The organism is Brevibacterium sp. HMSC24B04 (assembly GCF_001806835.1).
GTDB lineage: Bacteria > Actinomycetota > Actinomycetes > Actinomycetales > Brevibacteriaceae > Brevibacterium > Brevibacterium ravenspurgense.
In genome coordinates, this window is the sequence record NZ_KV786068.1 from 100,776 (window position 1) to 114,812 (window position 14,037).

The 14,037-nt window shown below is 62.6% G+C and carries 18 protein-coding genes; 4 read left to right on the forward strand and 14 right to left on the reverse strand.

The annotated features are described in order from the left end of the window. Positions 1-16: 16 nt before the first annotated feature. The 5 genes from HMPREF3092_RS00475 to HMPREF3092_RS00495 form a co-directional block, all read right to left on the reverse strand. Entirely contained in the window at positions 17-274 is a 258-nt protein-coding gene (locus HMPREF3092_RS00475; protein ID WP_019175036.1) for a type B 50S ribosomal protein L31, read from the reverse strand. A gap of 175 nt (positions 275-449) precedes the next feature. After that, complete coding sequence (locus tag HMPREF3092_RS00480; protein WP_083274174.1) at positions 450-1,214, reverse strand: phosphatase; 765 nt, start codon at positions 1,212-1,214, stop codon at positions 450-452. Beyond that, entirely contained in the window at positions 1,207-2,094 is an 888-nt protein-coding gene (locus HMPREF3092_RS00485; protein ID WP_070423466.1) for a TrmH family RNA methyltransferase, read from the reverse strand. Before HMPREF3092_RS00485 ends, HMPREF3092_RS00480 begins: the two co-directional genes overlap by 8 nt. After that, positions 2,091-2,894, reverse strand: coding sequence for a sulfite exporter TauE/SafE family protein (locus HMPREF3092_RS00490; protein ID WP_070423467.1), 804 nt, complete (start codon positions 2,892-2,894; stop codon positions 2,091-2,093). The genes HMPREF3092_RS00485 and HMPREF3092_RS00490 overlap by 4 nt, the downstream gene beginning before the upstream one ends. After that, positions 2,894-3,682: an ABC transporter ATP-binding protein gene (locus tag HMPREF3092_RS00495; RefSeq protein WP_019175040.1), complete on the reverse strand. Its 789-nt coding sequence runs from the start codon at positions 3,680-3,682 to the stop codon at positions 2,894-2,896. Before HMPREF3092_RS00495 ends, HMPREF3092_RS00490 begins: the two co-directional genes overlap by 1 nt. 39 nt (positions 3,683-3,721) lie before the next feature. On the opposite strand from HMPREF3092_RS00495, the gene HMPREF3092_RS00500 reads away from it, so the two are divergent. Together HMPREF3092_RS00500 and serB are read left to right on the forward strand one after the other, a co-directional pair. Further along, a complete protein-coding gene (locus HMPREF3092_RS00500) occupies positions 3,722-4,477 on the forward strand; it encodes a hypothetical protein (RefSeq protein ID WP_070423468.1) in 756 nt (251 codons plus the stop codon). 28 nt (positions 4,478-4,505) lie between these two features. Further along, a complete protein-coding gene (gene serB / locus HMPREF3092_RS00505; protein WP_070423469.1) occupies positions 4,506-5,297 on the forward strand; it encodes a phosphoserine phosphatase SerB in 792 nt (263 codons plus the stop codon). A 127-nt stretch (positions 5,298-5,424) separates the two neighbouring features. Here serB and HMPREF3092_RS00510 read toward each other — a convergent pair whose 3' ends face one another. The 3 genes from HMPREF3092_RS00510 to HMPREF3092_RS00520 are packed head-to-tail and all read right to left on the reverse strand — an operon-like array spanning position 5,425 to position 7,401. Continuing rightward, positions 5,425-5,895, reverse strand: a complete 471-nt coding sequence (locus tag HMPREF3092_RS00510) for a SixA phosphatase family protein (protein ID WP_019175043.1) — start codon at positions 5,893-5,895, stop codon at positions 5,425-5,427. Positions 5,896-5,905: 10 nt separating this feature from the next. Then, positions 5,906-6,664, reverse strand: a complete 759-nt coding sequence (gene fabI, locus HMPREF3092_RS00515) for an enoyl-ACP reductase FabI (protein WP_061942899.1) — start codon at positions 6,662-6,664, stop codon at positions 5,906-5,908. A 26-nt stretch (positions 6,665-6,690) separates the two neighbouring features. Continuing rightward, positions 6,691-7,401: a beta-ketoacyl-ACP reductase gene (locus HMPREF3092_RS00520; RefSeq protein ID WP_070423470.1), complete on the reverse strand. Its 711-nt coding sequence runs from the start codon at positions 7,399-7,401 to the stop codon at positions 6,691-6,693. A gap of 116 nt (positions 7,402-7,517) precedes the next feature. Here HMPREF3092_RS00520 and HMPREF3092_RS00525 point away from each other — a divergent pair, with 116 nt between their 5' ends. Together HMPREF3092_RS00525 and HMPREF3092_RS00530 are read left to right on the forward strand one after the other, a co-directional pair. Next, positions 7,518-7,877, forward strand: coding sequence for a DUF3099 domain-containing protein (locus tag HMPREF3092_RS00525; protein WP_070423471.1), 360 nt, complete (start codon positions 7,518-7,520; stop codon positions 7,875-7,877). A 202-nt stretch (positions 7,878-8,079) separates the two neighbouring features. Then, on the forward strand, positions 8,080-8,976 hold the full coding sequence (locus tag HMPREF3092_RS00530) for an SURF1 family cytochrome oxidase biogenesis protein (RefSeq protein ID WP_070423472.1): 897 nt from the start codon (positions 8,080-8,082) through the stop codon (positions 8,974-8,976). Positions 8,977-9,031: 55 nt separating this feature from the next. Here the strand turns inward: HMPREF3092_RS00530 and HMPREF3092_RS00535 are convergent, their stop codons facing one another. The 6 genes from HMPREF3092_RS00535 to sufD form a co-directional block, all read right to left on the reverse strand. Continuing rightward, positions 9,032-10,633 (reverse strand): ABC-F family ATP-binding cassette domain-containing protein, encoded by a 1,602-nt coding sequence (locus tag HMPREF3092_RS00535; RefSeq protein WP_070423473.1) that lies wholly within the window; start codon positions 10,631-10,633, stop codon positions 9,032-9,034. Beyond that, positions 10,630-11,352, reverse strand: a complete 723-nt coding sequence (locus HMPREF3092_RS00540; RefSeq protein ID WP_070423474.1) for a ribonuclease H family protein — start codon at positions 11,350-11,352, stop codon at positions 10,630-10,632. Before HMPREF3092_RS00540 ends, HMPREF3092_RS00535 begins: the two co-directional genes overlap by 4 nt. Positions 11,353-11,414: 62 nt before the next feature. Next, positions 11,415-11,750, reverse strand: a complete 336-nt coding sequence (locus HMPREF3092_RS00545; protein ID WP_019175051.1) for a metal-sulfur cluster assembly factor — start codon at positions 11,748-11,750, stop codon at positions 11,415-11,417. 18 nt (positions 11,751-11,768) lie between these two features. Then, entirely contained in the window at positions 11,769-12,524 is a 756-nt protein-coding gene (gene sufC, locus HMPREF3092_RS00550; RefSeq protein WP_061942908.1) for a Fe-S cluster assembly ATPase SufC, read from the reverse strand. Between the two features lie 11 nt (positions 12,525-12,535). After that, positions 12,536-12,856, reverse strand: coding sequence for a Rieske (2Fe-2S) protein (locus HMPREF3092_RS00555; protein ID WP_019175053.1), 321 nt, complete (start codon positions 12,854-12,856; stop codon positions 12,536-12,538). After that, the gene (gene sufD, locus HMPREF3092_RS00560; protein ID WP_070423475.1) at positions 12,853-14,004 is read right to left on the reverse strand and encodes a Fe-S cluster assembly protein SufD; all 1,152 of its coding nucleotides are present in this window, start codon (positions 14,002-14,004) and stop codon (positions 12,853-12,855) included. The genes HMPREF3092_RS00555 and sufD overlap by 4 nt, the downstream gene beginning before the upstream one ends. Positions 14,005-14,037 lie beyond the last annotated feature (33 nt).

A 14,037-nucleotide genomic window follows, 5' to 3' on the forward strand; every position in this document is an offset into this window, starting at 1 on the left:
GCTTTTTCGGCGCTGCTTACTTGCGCTTGCCGAAGGACTTGTAGCGGTCCTTGAACTTTTCGACACGGCCAGCGGAGTCGAGGATGCGCTGCTTGCCGGTGTAGAACGGGTGCGATTCCGACGAGATTTCAACGTCGACGAGCGGGTAGGTGTTGCCGTCTTCCCACTCGATGGTCTTGTCGCTCTTGACCGTCGAACGGGTCAGGAGCTTCTTGCCCGAAGCGAGGTCGTTGAAGACAACCGCCTGGTATTCGGGGTGAATGTCCTTCTGCATAAGTCTTTCCTTTGAATTCGCCAGAGCCCCTGGTGCGACCGAGTCGCCTGCCAGCTGCTCAAATTCGGATTGATCGACGCTGAGGCGTCAACCTATGAAACTATACCGGCTCATCCCCCGCAAAGCGAACCGAAGCGGCGGGTGTGTCAGCGGCCCGAGGTGTTTCAGGATTGCCTCACCGAGTCAGCCAGCGAATGAGTCCTGCGTAGTTGTACGGCGGAATGTTGTCATCCAGCGGCACACAGACTTCCACCTGTCCCTGAGCTTCGGCGACGAAGAGCGCCGGGTCGTTGCAGTCGGCGTAGCCCACGGTGCGCAGTCCCCTGCTGGCCGCCGCTCCCGCCCAGCCGTGATCGGCAACCACGAGGTCGGGCATGGGCTGGCCGGCTTCTTCCAGTGCGTCAAGCAGAGCGTGCATGGGCTCTGCCAGGTGGGTGTGCGGCAGACCGCCGTGAATGTGCCAGTGCCACACACTGCCGATCTGGCGGACGTCACCGCCTTCAGACTGCAGCGGAATGAACTGGTTCAGGCGCACAATGTCAGCACCCAACCGCCCAGCCCAGGCGGCCGTGGCTTCGTGAACCGGCAGCAGACCAGAAGGGTGGCCCGTGGCGAACAGGATTTGCCCGCCGCGTCCGGCAACATCGGATACAGCAGCGCGCAGACGATCCAGCCCGTCAAGGCACAGTTCAGTGGAGATCGTGTCAACGCCCTCCGTGTAATCGCGTTCCGGGCGGATTCCGCAGCGGGCGACCATGACGTCGAACACGGAGTCGTAATCCCAGTCCTGGGTGAGCGGCACACCGAAGTCGAAGTTGCGCTCCTGGGCCAAGAACCTGTGGATGTGCGACAGGTTGTTCTCTCGCGGAGTGGCGACTTCTCCCGTCACCCCGCCTTCAATCAGCGACTCGGCAGCGGCAGCGCGCGTGATTTCAGCCATCGGCATCCTCCTGGAGTGCAAAGACTGCCACGGCGGCTGCCGCGGCGACATTGAGCGAATCGATTCCGTGAGACATGGGAATGATGACGCAGGCATCGGCGGCTTCGATCGTTCGGCGACTGAGCCCAGCCCCTTCCGTACCCATGATCAGCGCCGTCTTCTGGTGCCCGGCGCGGGCGAACTCGCGAACGCTGATCGCTCCGTCGCGCAGAGCGAGAGCCGCGGTCGTGAAGCCGTGTTCGCGCAGCAGGTCGATGCCTGCCGGCCAGGGGTCGATCCGCGCCCACGGCACCGAGAACACTGTGCCCATAGATACCCGGATCGACCGACGGTACAGGGGGTCGGCGCATCGTGGGCTGATGAGAACCGCATCGGCGCCCAGGGCCGCCGCGGAACGAAAGATCGCACCGACGTTGGTGTGGTCGACGATGTCCTCCAGCACCACAATCCGGTTCGCCCGGCCCAGGATCTCCCCCAGCTCCGGCTGGGGTTTGCGCTCCATGGCGGCCAGGGCGCCCCTGTGCAGGTGGAAGCCGACGATTTTCTCGAGTTCCGCGGGTGTCCCCAGGATGATCGGAGCGTCTGATCCAGCCAGCTGAGGTGCCAGGTCCTCCAGCCAGTTGGGTCGCAGAAGAAACGAACGCGCCCTATAGCCGGCCGCGAGAGCCCGCGTGACGATTTTGGAGGACTCTGCAATGAACAGGCCCTCGGCGGGTTCTCGCTTGCTGCGCAGCTGAACGTCCGTCAGGTCCGTGTAGTCCGCAAGCAGCGATTCGGGCGCGCGGAAGGAGCGAACAACGCGAGATTCGTCGATCCCGTGGGCACGAAGGATCTGCTGAATCTGCGCGTCGTCGATATCGCGCTTGGCCGGCGTGTTCACAGTTGGATGATGCGGAAGAAGGCAATGATGCTGAGAATGACGATGATGCCGCGCAGCAGCGGGTCGGGCAGTTTCTGTGCGAACTTCGCTCCCGCGTATCCGCCGATGAGCGAACCGACTGCCACCAGGAGCACGGCCGTCCAGTTGATCTTGTCAAACCCGGCGATCATGTAGATGATCGCCGCAACCGTGTTGACGCCGAGCACCAAAACGTTTTTGAAACCGTTGATCTGCTGCAGCGAGTACGCCGTAAGCACACCCAGGAGACCGACGAGCAGAACACCCTGCGCGGCAGCGAAGTAGCCGCCGTAGATCGCAGTGAAGAAGATCGCGGCAAGGACTGCCGCCTTCATAGCGCTCGAGGCGTCTTCCGGCTTGGCCGGAGCTGTGCGGCCGGCTTTTGCGGCACGTTTGGCAAGCGCCCTCTTGAGGAAGGGCTGGCCGATCACCATGATGACCGCAAGCACGATGAGCACGGGAACGACAGCTTCAAAGGTCGTTGACGGCAGAACCACCAGCAACAGCGCGCCGACGATTGAACCGAGGATCGACGCGGGCAGCCAAGCGGCCACCTGTTTGCCGTAGCCGGCCATCTGCTTGCGGTAGCCGAAGGAGCTGGCCACATTGCCGGGGATAAGACCCAGTGCGTTGCTCATAGTCGCTGTCTGCGGTGGAACGCCGAAGGCGACGAGAGCCGGGAATGTGATGAGCGTGCCGGAGCCGACAGCAGCGTTGATTGCTCCGGCGCCGAGGCCCGCCGCGAAGATGAGCAGGGCCTCGACGAGGGTGAATGAACCCATCAGCTCAGGCGTGCCTGCGCGTGGAAGCGCCCTTCGGTGACGGTGAGCTGGATGGGCAGGCCGAATGTCTCCGACAGGTTGGCTTCTGTGATGGTGTCCTTGATGTCGCCGGCTGCAACCACACCGCCTTCGCGGATGAGCAGAGCGTGCGTCATCGACTGCGGGATCTCTTCAACGTGGTGGGTCACCATGACGGTGGTCGGCGCGTACTTCGAGCCGATGATCTCAGTCAGTGCCTGCAGGAGCTCTTCGCGTCCACCCAGGTCAAGACCGGTTGCCGGTTCGTCCAGCAGCAGGAGTTCGGGGTCGGTCATGAGCGAACGGGCAATCTGCACGCGCTTCTTTTCGCCGTCTGACAGTGTGCCGAAGCGGCGGGTGCCGAAGCCGGCAATGCCGAAGGCTGACAGGAGGTCATCAGCACGGTCGAGGTCGATCTCGTCGTACTCTTCGACCCAGCGGCCCAGCACGCCGTAGGCGGCGGTGAGCACGACATCGTGGACTTTTTCGCTGCCGGGAATCCGCTTTGCCAGCTGCGATGACGTGTAGCCGATCCGTGGGCGCAGCTCGAAGACGTCAACGCGTCCAAGGCGCTCTTCGAGGATGTCGACGGTGCCTTCCGTGGGATGCATGCGTCCGGCCGCAAGCTCCAAAAGGGTTGTCTTTCCGGCGCCGTTGGGGCCGAGAACAGCCCAGTGCTGACCTTCTTCAACCGTGAGGGAGAAATCAGAGAGGAGGTGGTTGGCTCCTCGGCGGACACCGACGTTGTCTAGCTGCAGGACAGTGCTCATGTATCAGACTCTAACGCACTGGCACCTATACTCGGGCGGATGAATCCCCTTTCTCCCGATGCTTCGGCTGCGTTCTTCGCCGCGGCGCTGCAGAACCTGCTTTCCCAGCGCCGTTCACCGGACACGATTGTCGATGCCTACGCCTCGGCCAGCACCCCGGTTCCCCTCATCGTCGACGACCCGGTGTTCGGCTCTGACACGCCTCAGGGGCTTCTTCTGTGGGCCGCACAGCTGCGACGGGAGGGCATCGACTCGGCACACACCGTTTTCATCCACCCCACGCTTCCCCACCGGGTGCCGCGGACCGATCGGGAGCACCGGCGTCTGTTGGCTCGGGTCTCAAGCGTCACAGTCCTTGAACAGGCTGGTGTTTCGCGCGCCATCGTCGTGCTCAATGCCGACGGAGCTGCCCAGGTGATTCCCACTGCTGCCGTGTCTTCTGCTCCTCTGGGCACTGTTTCGGCTGCCGAGGCGGTGCGTGAGCTGCGCGAATGCACGATGGAGGGGCTTGCTCTTGTTGAACGGCTGGGAGACGAACTGCCGGAGAACCTGCGGCAGGCGCCGTGGCGCGACTGGCAGGCGGACATGGCGCTGGGCCGCCTGGCAGACAACATCGGGGACCTTCTGCCGGAGCCCAGGTGGGCGGCAAGTCTCGTCACAGCCTGCGAAATCCATTCACTGCTGTCACCGGTTTTGGCTCCCCACACCATGCAGCCGCCGGAATTCGGAGCGCTGCTGGCCCGCCTGCACGCTGCGGCAGCGGCCGTCGTGTGGTCTGTTACCCGAGCTCAGTAGACCGGATGCACTCACATAGAATCGCGGCATGGATCGACTGAGCATCATCACCGACGACGGCGGTCTCTTCGTACACTCGGATCTATTTGACGAAGACGAACGCGCTATCGTTGCCCGCGAACTGCTGGAGCAGTACCCCGGCGGCGATCTGTGGACCGTCCCGCTGCCATTGGGCCTGCTGGGCCCGGAGCTTGTCGTGATGGACGTCGATTCGACCTTCATCAACGAAGAGGTCATTGAAAAGCTCGCAGCCCACGCCGGCCGCGAAGCCGAAGTGCGAGCCGTGACGGAGCGCGCGATGGCCGGTGAGCTCGACTTCGCCGAATCTCTCATTCACCGCGTCGAACAGCTGAAAGGCGTGCCGGCCTCAGCCCTTGACGAAGTCGCCGCGTCTGTCACCCTGACCCCGGGTGTAGAAAAGCTCGTTGCGAACCTGCACAATGCCGAATGCCACATCGCGCTGGTCTCTGGTGGCTTCACCGCGATCGTCGAGCAGATCGCCGGTCCCCTCGGCATTGACGATGTCACCGCCAACGGCCTGGAGATCGTCGACGGTGTTCTCACTGGCAGGGTCAGCGGGCCGATTGTCGACAGGCAGACGAAAGCCCGCCGACTTCTGGAAATCGTTGAAGACGAAGGGCTCGACATTGCCCGCACCGTGGCGATCGGCGATGGCGCAAACGACATTGACATGATTGAAACCGCCGGCTTCGGAATCGCCTTCTGTGCCAAGCCGGCACTCGTGGAGCACGCGGATGCCCAGCTGCGTACCCGACGCCTTGACGCGGTCTACCCCGGGCTTACGGGCATGAGCATCTAACCGATTCGACCTTCGTACCGCTGAGCAGAGGCCAACACAGATGAGGCGGTGAGCACCTAGCTTGGAGTGCTCACCGCCTCGTCTGTCTATACGCAGTCGATCTCAAACCGCTGTCATGCCTGCTGATTCACGCCCTTTGGACGAAATCGCGGATCTGCGGTTGAGGGAGGATTCCTGCCGCATCATCCCAGCTGTCGAACTCGAATACTGCGATAGAGCTGGGGCGGAACTTCTCAACCGGACGGCCGGAGAACTCGGCCACAGCATCGGCGACCGTGGGGTTGTGGCCCACGATGATCGCAGCCTGTGACTCCGCCGGAATCGTCGCTACAGCTTCCCGCCAGTCCAGCACCTGCGCCTGGTACAGAGCGTCATCCAGGCGGAGCTCAGGCTGAGCGTTCAGCTGTTCGATGATGAGCTGCGCGGTTTCCGCTGTGCGCCGCGCGCTCGAAGCGATGGCACTGTCGATCGGCAGATCCGCAAGAAATTCACCAGCCCTGCGGGCTTCGTCGCGCCCCTCCCCAGTCAGCGGACGGTCGTAGTCCGGACCGGGTTCGTGCGAAGCGTGCGCGTGGCGGGCGAAGATCAGAATCGGCATGGCCCCAGCCTCAGGATCCGGTCGAGTGCAGGCCGCCGTCGACGTGAATCATCGAACCGGTGGTCTTGGGGAACCAGTCGGACAGCAGGGCGACGATGCCGCGGCCGGCCGGTTCCGTGTCGCTCTGATCCCAGCCGAGTGGTGCGCGGTCGCCCCACACGTCTTCGAAAGCCTCGAAGCCGGGGATGGATTTCGCTGCGGTCGTCTTGAGCGGGCCTGCCGAAATGAGGTTGACGCGGATGTCATGCTCACCCAGGTAGCGGGCCAGGTAGCGGCTGGTGGATTCAAGGGCAGCCTTGGACACACCCATCCAGTCGTATGCAGGCCAGGCGACAGTTGCATCGAACGTCAGACCGACAATCGATGCTCCCTTGTTGAGCACCGGCTGAGCTGCCACGGCAATAGCCTTGAGCGAGTACGCCGACACGTGGAGCGCGTTTGACACCGACTCCCACGGGGTGTCGAGGAAAACACCGCCGAGTGCGTCCTTCGGGGCGAATGCGATTGCGTGGACAATGCCGTCGATGTTTCCGCCCAGACGTTCGGGCAGCGCCGCGAGGTCGTCTTCGTTGGTTGCGTCGAGTTCGATGACTTCGGCGGGCTTCGGCAGACGTTCAGCGATGATCGAGGTGATCTTCATCTGGCGGCCGAAGGAGGACAGGATGACTTCGGCACCCTGTTCCTGGGCCAGGCGGGCCGCCGAAAAGGCGATAGACGATTCGGTGAGCACACCCGTGACGAGGATGCGCTTGCCTTCAAGAATTCCCATGGTGTTCCTTTCTTAGGATTCTGCTGTCAGTGGCCCATGCCCAGGCCGCCGTCGACCGGAATGACGGCGCCGGAGATATAGGCGGCATCGTCCGATGCGAGCCAGGCGACGACGCCCGCGACCTCTTCGGGAAGGGCGAAGCGCTTAGCCGGGATGGTGTCGAGGTATTCCTTCTGCTGCTTCTCGGGCAGTTCGTCCGTCATGTCCGTCTTGATGAAGCCGGGAGCTACGACGTTTGCAGTGATGCCGCGCGCACCGAGTTCGCGGGTGAGTGAACGTGCCATGCCCACGAGTCCGGCCTTAGCCGCCGAATAGTTGAACTGGCCGGGCACGCCGTAAAGACCGGAAACGGAGGAGATGAAGATGATGCGGCCGAACCGCGAGCGGATCATGTTGGTGATGCCCGGCTTGACGGTGCGGTACACGCCGGTGAGGTTGGTGTCGATGACCTGCTCGAAGTCCTCTTCCGACATGCGCATCAGCAGGTTGTCGCGCGTGATGCCGGCATTGGCCACAACGACGTCAACCGTGCCCAGTTCCTTTTCAATGGCCTCGTAGGCCGCTTCGAGCGACGCGAGGTCCGTGACGTCTGCGGCGACTGCGAAAGCTCCTTCGGGAGCATCGCCGTTGCGCGAGGTGACGGCGACCTTGTCGCCCTGGGCGAGGAAACGTTCGGCGATCGTGCGACCGATGCCGCGGTTTCCGCCGGTTACAAGAACAACACGGGGTTCAGCCACGCTGATCCTTTCAGTCTGAAGTCAATCTCTCCCAACCTAGCCTAAAGCCCAGTGGGGCGTGGCTGCACAACAAAGGAGCGATATGCTTTTGTAGTCCGTTTGAAAGGTGGGGAAACGTGAAGAGCAGGCCCGCGGTCAGCATCACCTCGGCCAGCGAATCTCACGAAGCTGATCTCAACGCCCGCACCCGCAAATACCTGATTCTCATGGCCATTCGCATGGTCTGCTTTGTCGGTGCGGTCTTTGCACACGGCTGGTTTCGCTGGACGCTCGTCGCCGGCGCCGTTGTTCTGCCCTGGATCGCAGTTCTCATAGCCAACGCGGTCAAGCGCCGCTACCAGCAAACCGACGCCGAGCCGTCCGTGCCGACGGCTGCCTCGCTCGGCTCACCGAGCGAACGAAGCCAACCGGACCACTCTGATGTCGACGATCCGATCATCATCGACGGCGAAATCGTGGAGGGCGACGATGACTGACCTGCAGTGCTCAGCCAAAGGCTGCCCAGCATTGGCGTCGTGGGCGCTTTTGTGGAACAACCCGAAACTGCACTCGGGCGAACGCCGCAAAGTGTGGCTGGCCTGCAGTCTGCATCGAGAAACCCTCGAAGAATTCCTCACACTTCGATCATTTCTGCGTGAAACTGTGCCCGCAGATCGTATCCCCCCAGGAGCTGGATAAGTGCGCTACGGATTCATCTTCTCCGCAAAATGGCTTCGCTACATCGCCATTGCGATCATCTTCGCCATTGCCTGTGCGCTTTTGGCCAACTGGCAGAACAGCCGCCGGGAAGCCCGAAACGCTGAAATCCAGCGCATCGAAGCCAACTACAGTGCCCAACCACAGCAGCTGGACGCCTCGGTGCCATCGGCATCGGATCAGCTGCCGGATGACGACGACTGGAAACACGTGACCGTCACCGGAACCTACGACGCTGAGCGCACGGTACTGGCGCGCAACAGGCCCTTAAGCGGCCAACCCGGCTATTTCGTCGTGACACCCCTGAATACCGAAGCCGGTCCCGTTGCAGTCGTGCGCGGCTGGGCTCCGAGCTCCAGCGACCCAGATCCGAGCACCGTTCCCACTCCCCCTTCTGGCACCGTCACGGTTGACGGCTGGATCCGCCCCGCAGAAGAGGGCAAAGCTGACGACAACACCCCCGGCACCGTAAAACAGCTCGATCCGAAGGTCATGAACGGTTACGAGGGCGGCTACACGGGCCTGTACCTCCAGGTGGGCTCCGAAGACCCACAGGCGCAGCAGCCTCTGCCAACGTTGCCGAAGCCGTCTGTCGACCCTGGCTCCCACCTCTCATACACAATGCAGTGGATTCTGTTCGGACTCATGGCCCTCGGCGCTCTCATCGTGGCGATTGTGCGGGAGCGCAAAGCGATTGCCGAGCGCAAGAGCGAAGAGAACACCGACTACGTTGTCCTGGAAAAGGCAGCCATCGCCCACGGAGTGCGGGCCTCAGGAAGCCGCTACGGCGACACAGGACGCCGTGTGAAATCGGGCCGCCGCGACCGTTCGGCAGAAGACGCCGAGGACGCCGCATTGGATTCTCAGGGCTGGGGCTGAAGCAAGCTGCTCGGCCGAACACAGGCCCAAACACACCCAGCCGCGCAAGGGCGACTCAGGCCAGCTCGACAAGCTCCAGGTAGTCATCGCTCCACAGGTCTTCGTCTGCGTCCGGCAGAAGCAGCACCCTGTCGGGGTTAAGAGCCTCAACTGCGCCCGCATCGTGTGTCACCAGCAGAATCGCACCCTCGTAGCGCTCAATGGCTGAGAGGATCTCAACCCTCGACTGGGGGTCGAGGTTGTTTGTCGGTTCGTCAAGAAGAAGCACGTTTGCTGAGGACACCACGAGGCACGCCAGGGCCAGGCGGGTCTTCTCACCACCGGACAGGACTCCAGCCGGTTTATCGACATCGTCGCCGGAGAACAGGAACGAACCGAGCAGGGTGCGCACCTTCGTGTCGTCAAACGAGTCTGGTGCGGCTGACTGCATGTTCTCCAGAACCGTCCGGTCGAGGTCCAGAGTGTCGTGTTCCTGCGCAAAATAGCCGAGCTTAAGACCGTGCCCGGCCACGACTTCGCCGCTGTCGGGCTCTTCGACACCAGCCAGAAGCCGCAGAAGGGTTGTCTTGCCGGCGCCGTTGAAGCCGAGAATGACCACGCGCGTCCCCCGGTCAACAGCGAGGTCAACACCCGTGAACACCTCTGTTGAACCGTAGGCCTTGGACAAGCCCTTGGCTTCTAGCGGAACTCGGCCGCACTTGGCCGGTTCGGGGAACCTGAGGTCTGCGACCTTTTCGCGCTGCCTCTCGCCCTGTGTGCCGGCCAGCAGGCGGTCGGCGCGCTTGGCCATGTTCTGTGCGGCGACGGTCTTCGTGGCTTTCGCGCGCATCTTGTCGGCCTGGGCGTGCAGGGCCGCCGCTTTCTTTTCAGCGTTGGCGCGTTCGCGCCTCCTGCGCCGCTCATCGTCTTCGCGCTGTTTGAGGTACTGGCGATAGCCCATCGAGTAGATGTCAATGCACTGACGCGTGGCGTCAAGGAAGAACACCTTGTTGACAACCTCGTCGATCAAATCGAGGTCGTGCGAAATGATGATGAGCCCGCCGGGATATTTGGCGAGGTAGTCGCGCAGCCACAGAACGCTTTCGGCATCCAGGTGGTTGGTCGGTTCGTCCAAGATCATGGTCTTCGGCGCTTCGAACAGGATGCGGGCAAGCTCCACTCTGCGCCGCTGACCACCGGACAGAGTCTCAAGCTCCTGTTTCAAAAGCTCAGCGTCCAGCCCCAGATTAGCTGCGATCGCAAGGGCTTCGGACTCTGCCGCGTAGCCTCCGGCCGCGATGAACTCGTCTTCAATCCGGGGGTACTTGTCGATTGCCTTCGATGCAATGTCCGGGTCGGGCGAGGACATCTGCTCTTCGGTCCGGCGCAGACGTTTGGCGAGCACATCGAGCTCACGTCCTGCCAGGATCCTCTCTTTGCCCGTCATGCGGAGGTTGCCGGTCCTCGGGTCCTGCGGCAGATAGCCGACCGAACCAGACCGGAACACCTGTCCGGCACTCGGCGGCACCTCGTCCATGAGCACTTTCGTCAAGGTTGTCTTGCCCGCGCCATTGCGCCCGACCAGGCCAACCCGGTCGCCCTTTTCCACCCGGAAGGTGACATCGGACATGAGCACGCGTGCTCCGACGGTGATTTCAAGACCGGAAGCGGCGATCATCCACGGACCGCCTTCTCAACGAGGCCCGCCAGGTAGTCCTGCGGGCGGACGCCCTCGCTGCGTGCCTGTTCAGCAATTGCGGAGGCGAGGTCCCGCGGAACATCGGCCCAGATGCGCACGGTCTCTTCGGCTGATTCTTCCGAGGCCGCGCTGCCGGCTGCCGAGGCGCCTGCTGCCGAGGTGCCTTCTGGGGAGTTCTCTTCTGCCCGGGTATCGGCGGGCTCGGGAGCGTCTGCGGAAATGCCTGCGTAACCGGGGCCGATGTCGGGTTCCGTGCCGTTCTGATATGCGCCGGCAGCGGCGCGGGCGAGGTCGTCAGCCCGTTCGTTCATCCGATGATTGGCGTGCCCCTTCACCCATTCGTAGGTAATGGAACGGCCCGCAGACTTGGCGGCAGACATGAGTTCGTCCAGCTGCTTCATCAGATCGTCGTTGAGCACGGGCTTGCCGTCGGCCTTTTTCCATCCGCGCTTCTTCCACCCGGCCATCCACTTGGTGATGGAGTTGATGGCGTACTGCGAATCGCACAGAACGTGAACATCCGAGCCGGAATCCTCAACGGCCCGCAGCAGTTCGATGACAGCCTGCAGCTCTCCGCGGTTGTTCGTCGCTTTGGGCCACCCACCCGAGGCCCACTGGTCCTCGCTGATGTACCAGGCCCACCCGGCGGGGCCGGGATTGCCAAGAGCGGAACCGTCAACGGCGGCGATGATCGTCACAGAACTCCTAGAAATAAGTGTGGGGGCGGGTAGATTCTACCCGCCCCCAAAACATCAGATGATCAGATGTTGAAGCCCAAAGCGCGCATCTGCATGCGGCCGTCTTCCGTGATCTTTTCGGGACCCCACGGCGGCATCCAGATCCAGTTGAGGCGGAATGCCGGGACGATCCCGTCGAGAGCCTGGGCAATCTGGTCCTCGATGACGTCGCTCAGCGGGCACGCCGCCGAGGTCAGGGTGATGTCGATGACAGCAGTGCCGTCTTCTTCGACAACAACCCCGTAGACGAGCCCGAGGTCGACGACGTTGACGCCGAGTTCCGGGTCGACGACGTCAAGGAGCGCTTCTGTGACTTCTTCTGCCGAGGCATTGCTCGGCGAGTCGATGACTTCGGTCACACTGTCCTCCTTGTTGGATCAGGCGTTCTGGAAGAAGCGGTCGTAGCCTTCGTTCTCCAGACGCTCGGCCAGTTCCGGGCCACCCTCTTCGACGATCTTGCCGTCGACGATCACGTGCACGAAGTCCGGCTTGATGTACTGCAGGATGCGCGTGTAGTGGGTGATGAGCAGGATGCCGACGTCCGTGTTCTCCTTGGCGCGGTTAACGCCTTCGGACACGATGCGCAGGGCGTCGACGTCCAGACCGGAGTCGGTTTCGTCGAGGATGGCAAAGCGAGGCTTGAGCAGCTCCATCTGGAGGATCTCGTGGCGCTTCTTTTCACCGCCGGAGAATCCTTCGTTGACGTTGCGGGTGGCAAACGCCGGGTCAACGCGCAGCTTCTCCATTGCTTCGCCCAGTTCCTTCGACCAGGTGCGCAGCTTCGGTGCTTCGCCGTCGATGGCGGTCTTGGCCGAGCGCAGGAAGTTTGTGACGGTCACGCCGGGAACTTCCACGGGGTACTGCATTGCGAGGAACAGGCCGGCCTTGGCGCGTTCGTCGGCTTCCATTTCGGTGATGTCTTCACCGTCGAGCTCAATCGTGCCCGAGGTGATGGTGTAGGCGGGGTGGCCAGCCAGAGCGTAGGCCAGGGTCGACTTACCCGAGCCGTTGGGGCCCATAACGGTGTGGGTCTTCTTCGAGTTGATGTCGAGAGACAGGCCCTTGAGGATCTCCTTGGGGCCTTCGTCGGTTTCTACGCTGACGTGGAGGTCGCGGATAGAGAGAATGGACATGTTTCCTGCTTTCAGTGCGTCGAGTTGATGTCTACGAAGATCGTGCCGTCGCGCTCTTCGGCGGCGTAGACGGCGACTGGCTCAAAAGCCGGCGGTGACTGCGGCTCGCCCGTTGTGAGGTCGAAGGCCGAGCCGTGCAGCCAGCATTCGATCGAACAGCCCGAGACTTCGCCTTCGGCAAGCGATACTTCGCCGTGCGTGCAGACGTCGTTGACGGCGTGGACCGCACCGTCTTCCGTGCGCGCAATGCACACTTCGACGTCGTCGATCACCACGCGGACGGCGGTGCCGACTGCGAGCTCGTCCGATTTCAGTGCCGGCTTGCCGCTCATTCGGCCATGCTCCGGGCGAGCTCTTCTTCGATCTTCTGGTTGAGGACGTCTTCGACTTCCTCGTTTTCGATCTTTTGGATGATTTCGTTGAAGAAGCCGCGCACCACAAGGCGGCGTGCTTCGTCTTCGGGAATGCCGCGGCTCATGAGGTAGAACAGGTGCTCTTCGTCGAACTGTCCGGTCGACGATGCGTGACCGGCGCCTTCGATTTCGCCGGTTTCGATTTCCAGGTTCGGAACCGAGTCGGCGCGTGCACCCTTGCTGAGCAGCAGGTTGCGGTTCATTTCGTAGGTGTCGATGCCAAGGGCCTCGGGGCGGATGAGCACATCGCCAATCCAGACGGTGCGCGCGTCCTTGCCGTAGAGGGCTCCCTTGTAGAGCACGTTCGACACGGCCTTCGGGGTGTTGTGGTCCACGTAGGTGCGGTGTTCGAAGTGCTGTCCGGCATCGGCAAAGTACAGGCCGTACATTTCGGCTTCCCCGCCGGGTGCGGAGTAGCGGACGTTGGTGTTCAGGCGGACGATCTTTCCGCCGAGCGTGATCTGCACGTGCTTGAAGTACGCGTCCTTGCCGACGACGGCATCGTGCTGCGCGGCGTGCAGGGCGGTGTCGTCCCACAGCTGCAGTTCGATGAAGTCGACGTTTGCCCCGTCGCCCACAACGGTCGTGATGAGTTCGCTGTAGTCGACAGCACCCCTGTGGGTGACGATGAAGTCGACGTGGGCGTTGTCGCCGACGGTCACGAGGGTGTGGCCGTGGACGAGGCCGCCTTCACCCGTGAGGTTGATGCGGACGGGTTCACTGATTTCTGCACCGGCTTCCACCGAGTAATGGGTGACGGCCGCCGCCTGGTTTGCGGCAACGACAGCCGGGAGGTCTTCCGGTGCCACGGCGCCGAGTTCACGCGCACGCTCCAGCGTGATCTTCTCAACGGTGACGCCTTCGGGCAGCGTTTCTTCGCGGCCCAGCGAACCGGTTCCGGACTGATTCTGAAGAAGCGCGTCAAGCTTCTTGACCGGGCTGAAGCGCCATTCTTCTTCCCGGCCGGTGACCACCGGGAAGTCGGCAATGTCGAAGCTGCGCGTACGCTGCGAACGAGTGGTGGCAGGCACCTGCTTGGGAGCGGTGCTGCTCGAGGTCTGGGTCATTTCTCTCCTTTGACAGTCGGCATGGTCTTCGCT

Bases quoted from the DNA above. Each gene is read 5' to 3' on its own strand.
- serB (WP_070423469.1), top strand. From the start codon at position 4,506: ATGGATCGACTGAGCATCATCACCGACGACGGCGGTCTCTTCGTACAC.
- HMPREF3092_RS00510 (WP_019175043.1), bottom strand. From the start codon at position 5,895: ATGCCGATTCTGATCTTCGCCCGCCACGCGCACGCTTCGCACGAACCC.
- HMPREF3092_RS00555 (WP_019175053.1), bottom strand. From the start codon at position 12,856: ATGAGCGGCAAGCCGGCACTGAAATCGGACGAGCTCGCAGTCGGCACC.
- HMPREF3092_RS00490 (WP_070423467.1), bottom strand. From the start codon at position 2,894: ATGGGTTCATTCACCCTCGTCGAGGCCCTGCTCATCTTCGCGGCGGGC.
- HMPREF3092_RS00495 (WP_019175040.1), bottom strand. From the start codon at position 3,682: ATGAGCACTGTCCTGCAGCTAGACAACGTCGGTGTCCGCCGAGGAGCC.
- fabI (WP_061942899.1), bottom strand. From the start codon at position 6,664: ATGGGAATTCTTGAAGGCAAGCGCATCCTCGTCACGGGTGTGCTCACC.
- HMPREF3092_RS00535 (WP_070423473.1), bottom strand. From the start codon at position 10,633: ATGATCGCCGCTTCCGGTCTTGAAATCACCGTCGGAGCACGCGTGCTC.
- sufC (WP_061942908.1), bottom strand. From the start codon at position 12,524: ATGTCCATTCTCTCTATCCGCGACCTCCACGTCAGCGTAGAAACCGAC.
- HMPREF3092_RS00500 (WP_070423468.1), top strand. From the start codon at position 3,722: ATGAATCCCCTTTCTCCCGATGCTTCGGCTGCGTTCTTCGCCGCGGCG.
- HMPREF3092_RS00475 (WP_019175036.1), bottom strand. From the start codon at position 274: ATGCAGAAGGACATTCACCCCGAATACCAGGCGGTTGTCTTCAACGAC.
- sufD (WP_070423475.1), bottom strand. From the start codon at position 14,004: ATGACCCAGACCTCGAGCAGCACCGCTCCCAAGCAGGTGCCTGCCACC.
- HMPREF3092_RS00480 (WP_083274174.1), bottom strand. From the start codon at position 1,214: ATGGCTGAAATCACGCGCGCTGCCGCTGCCGAGTCGCTGATTGAAGGC.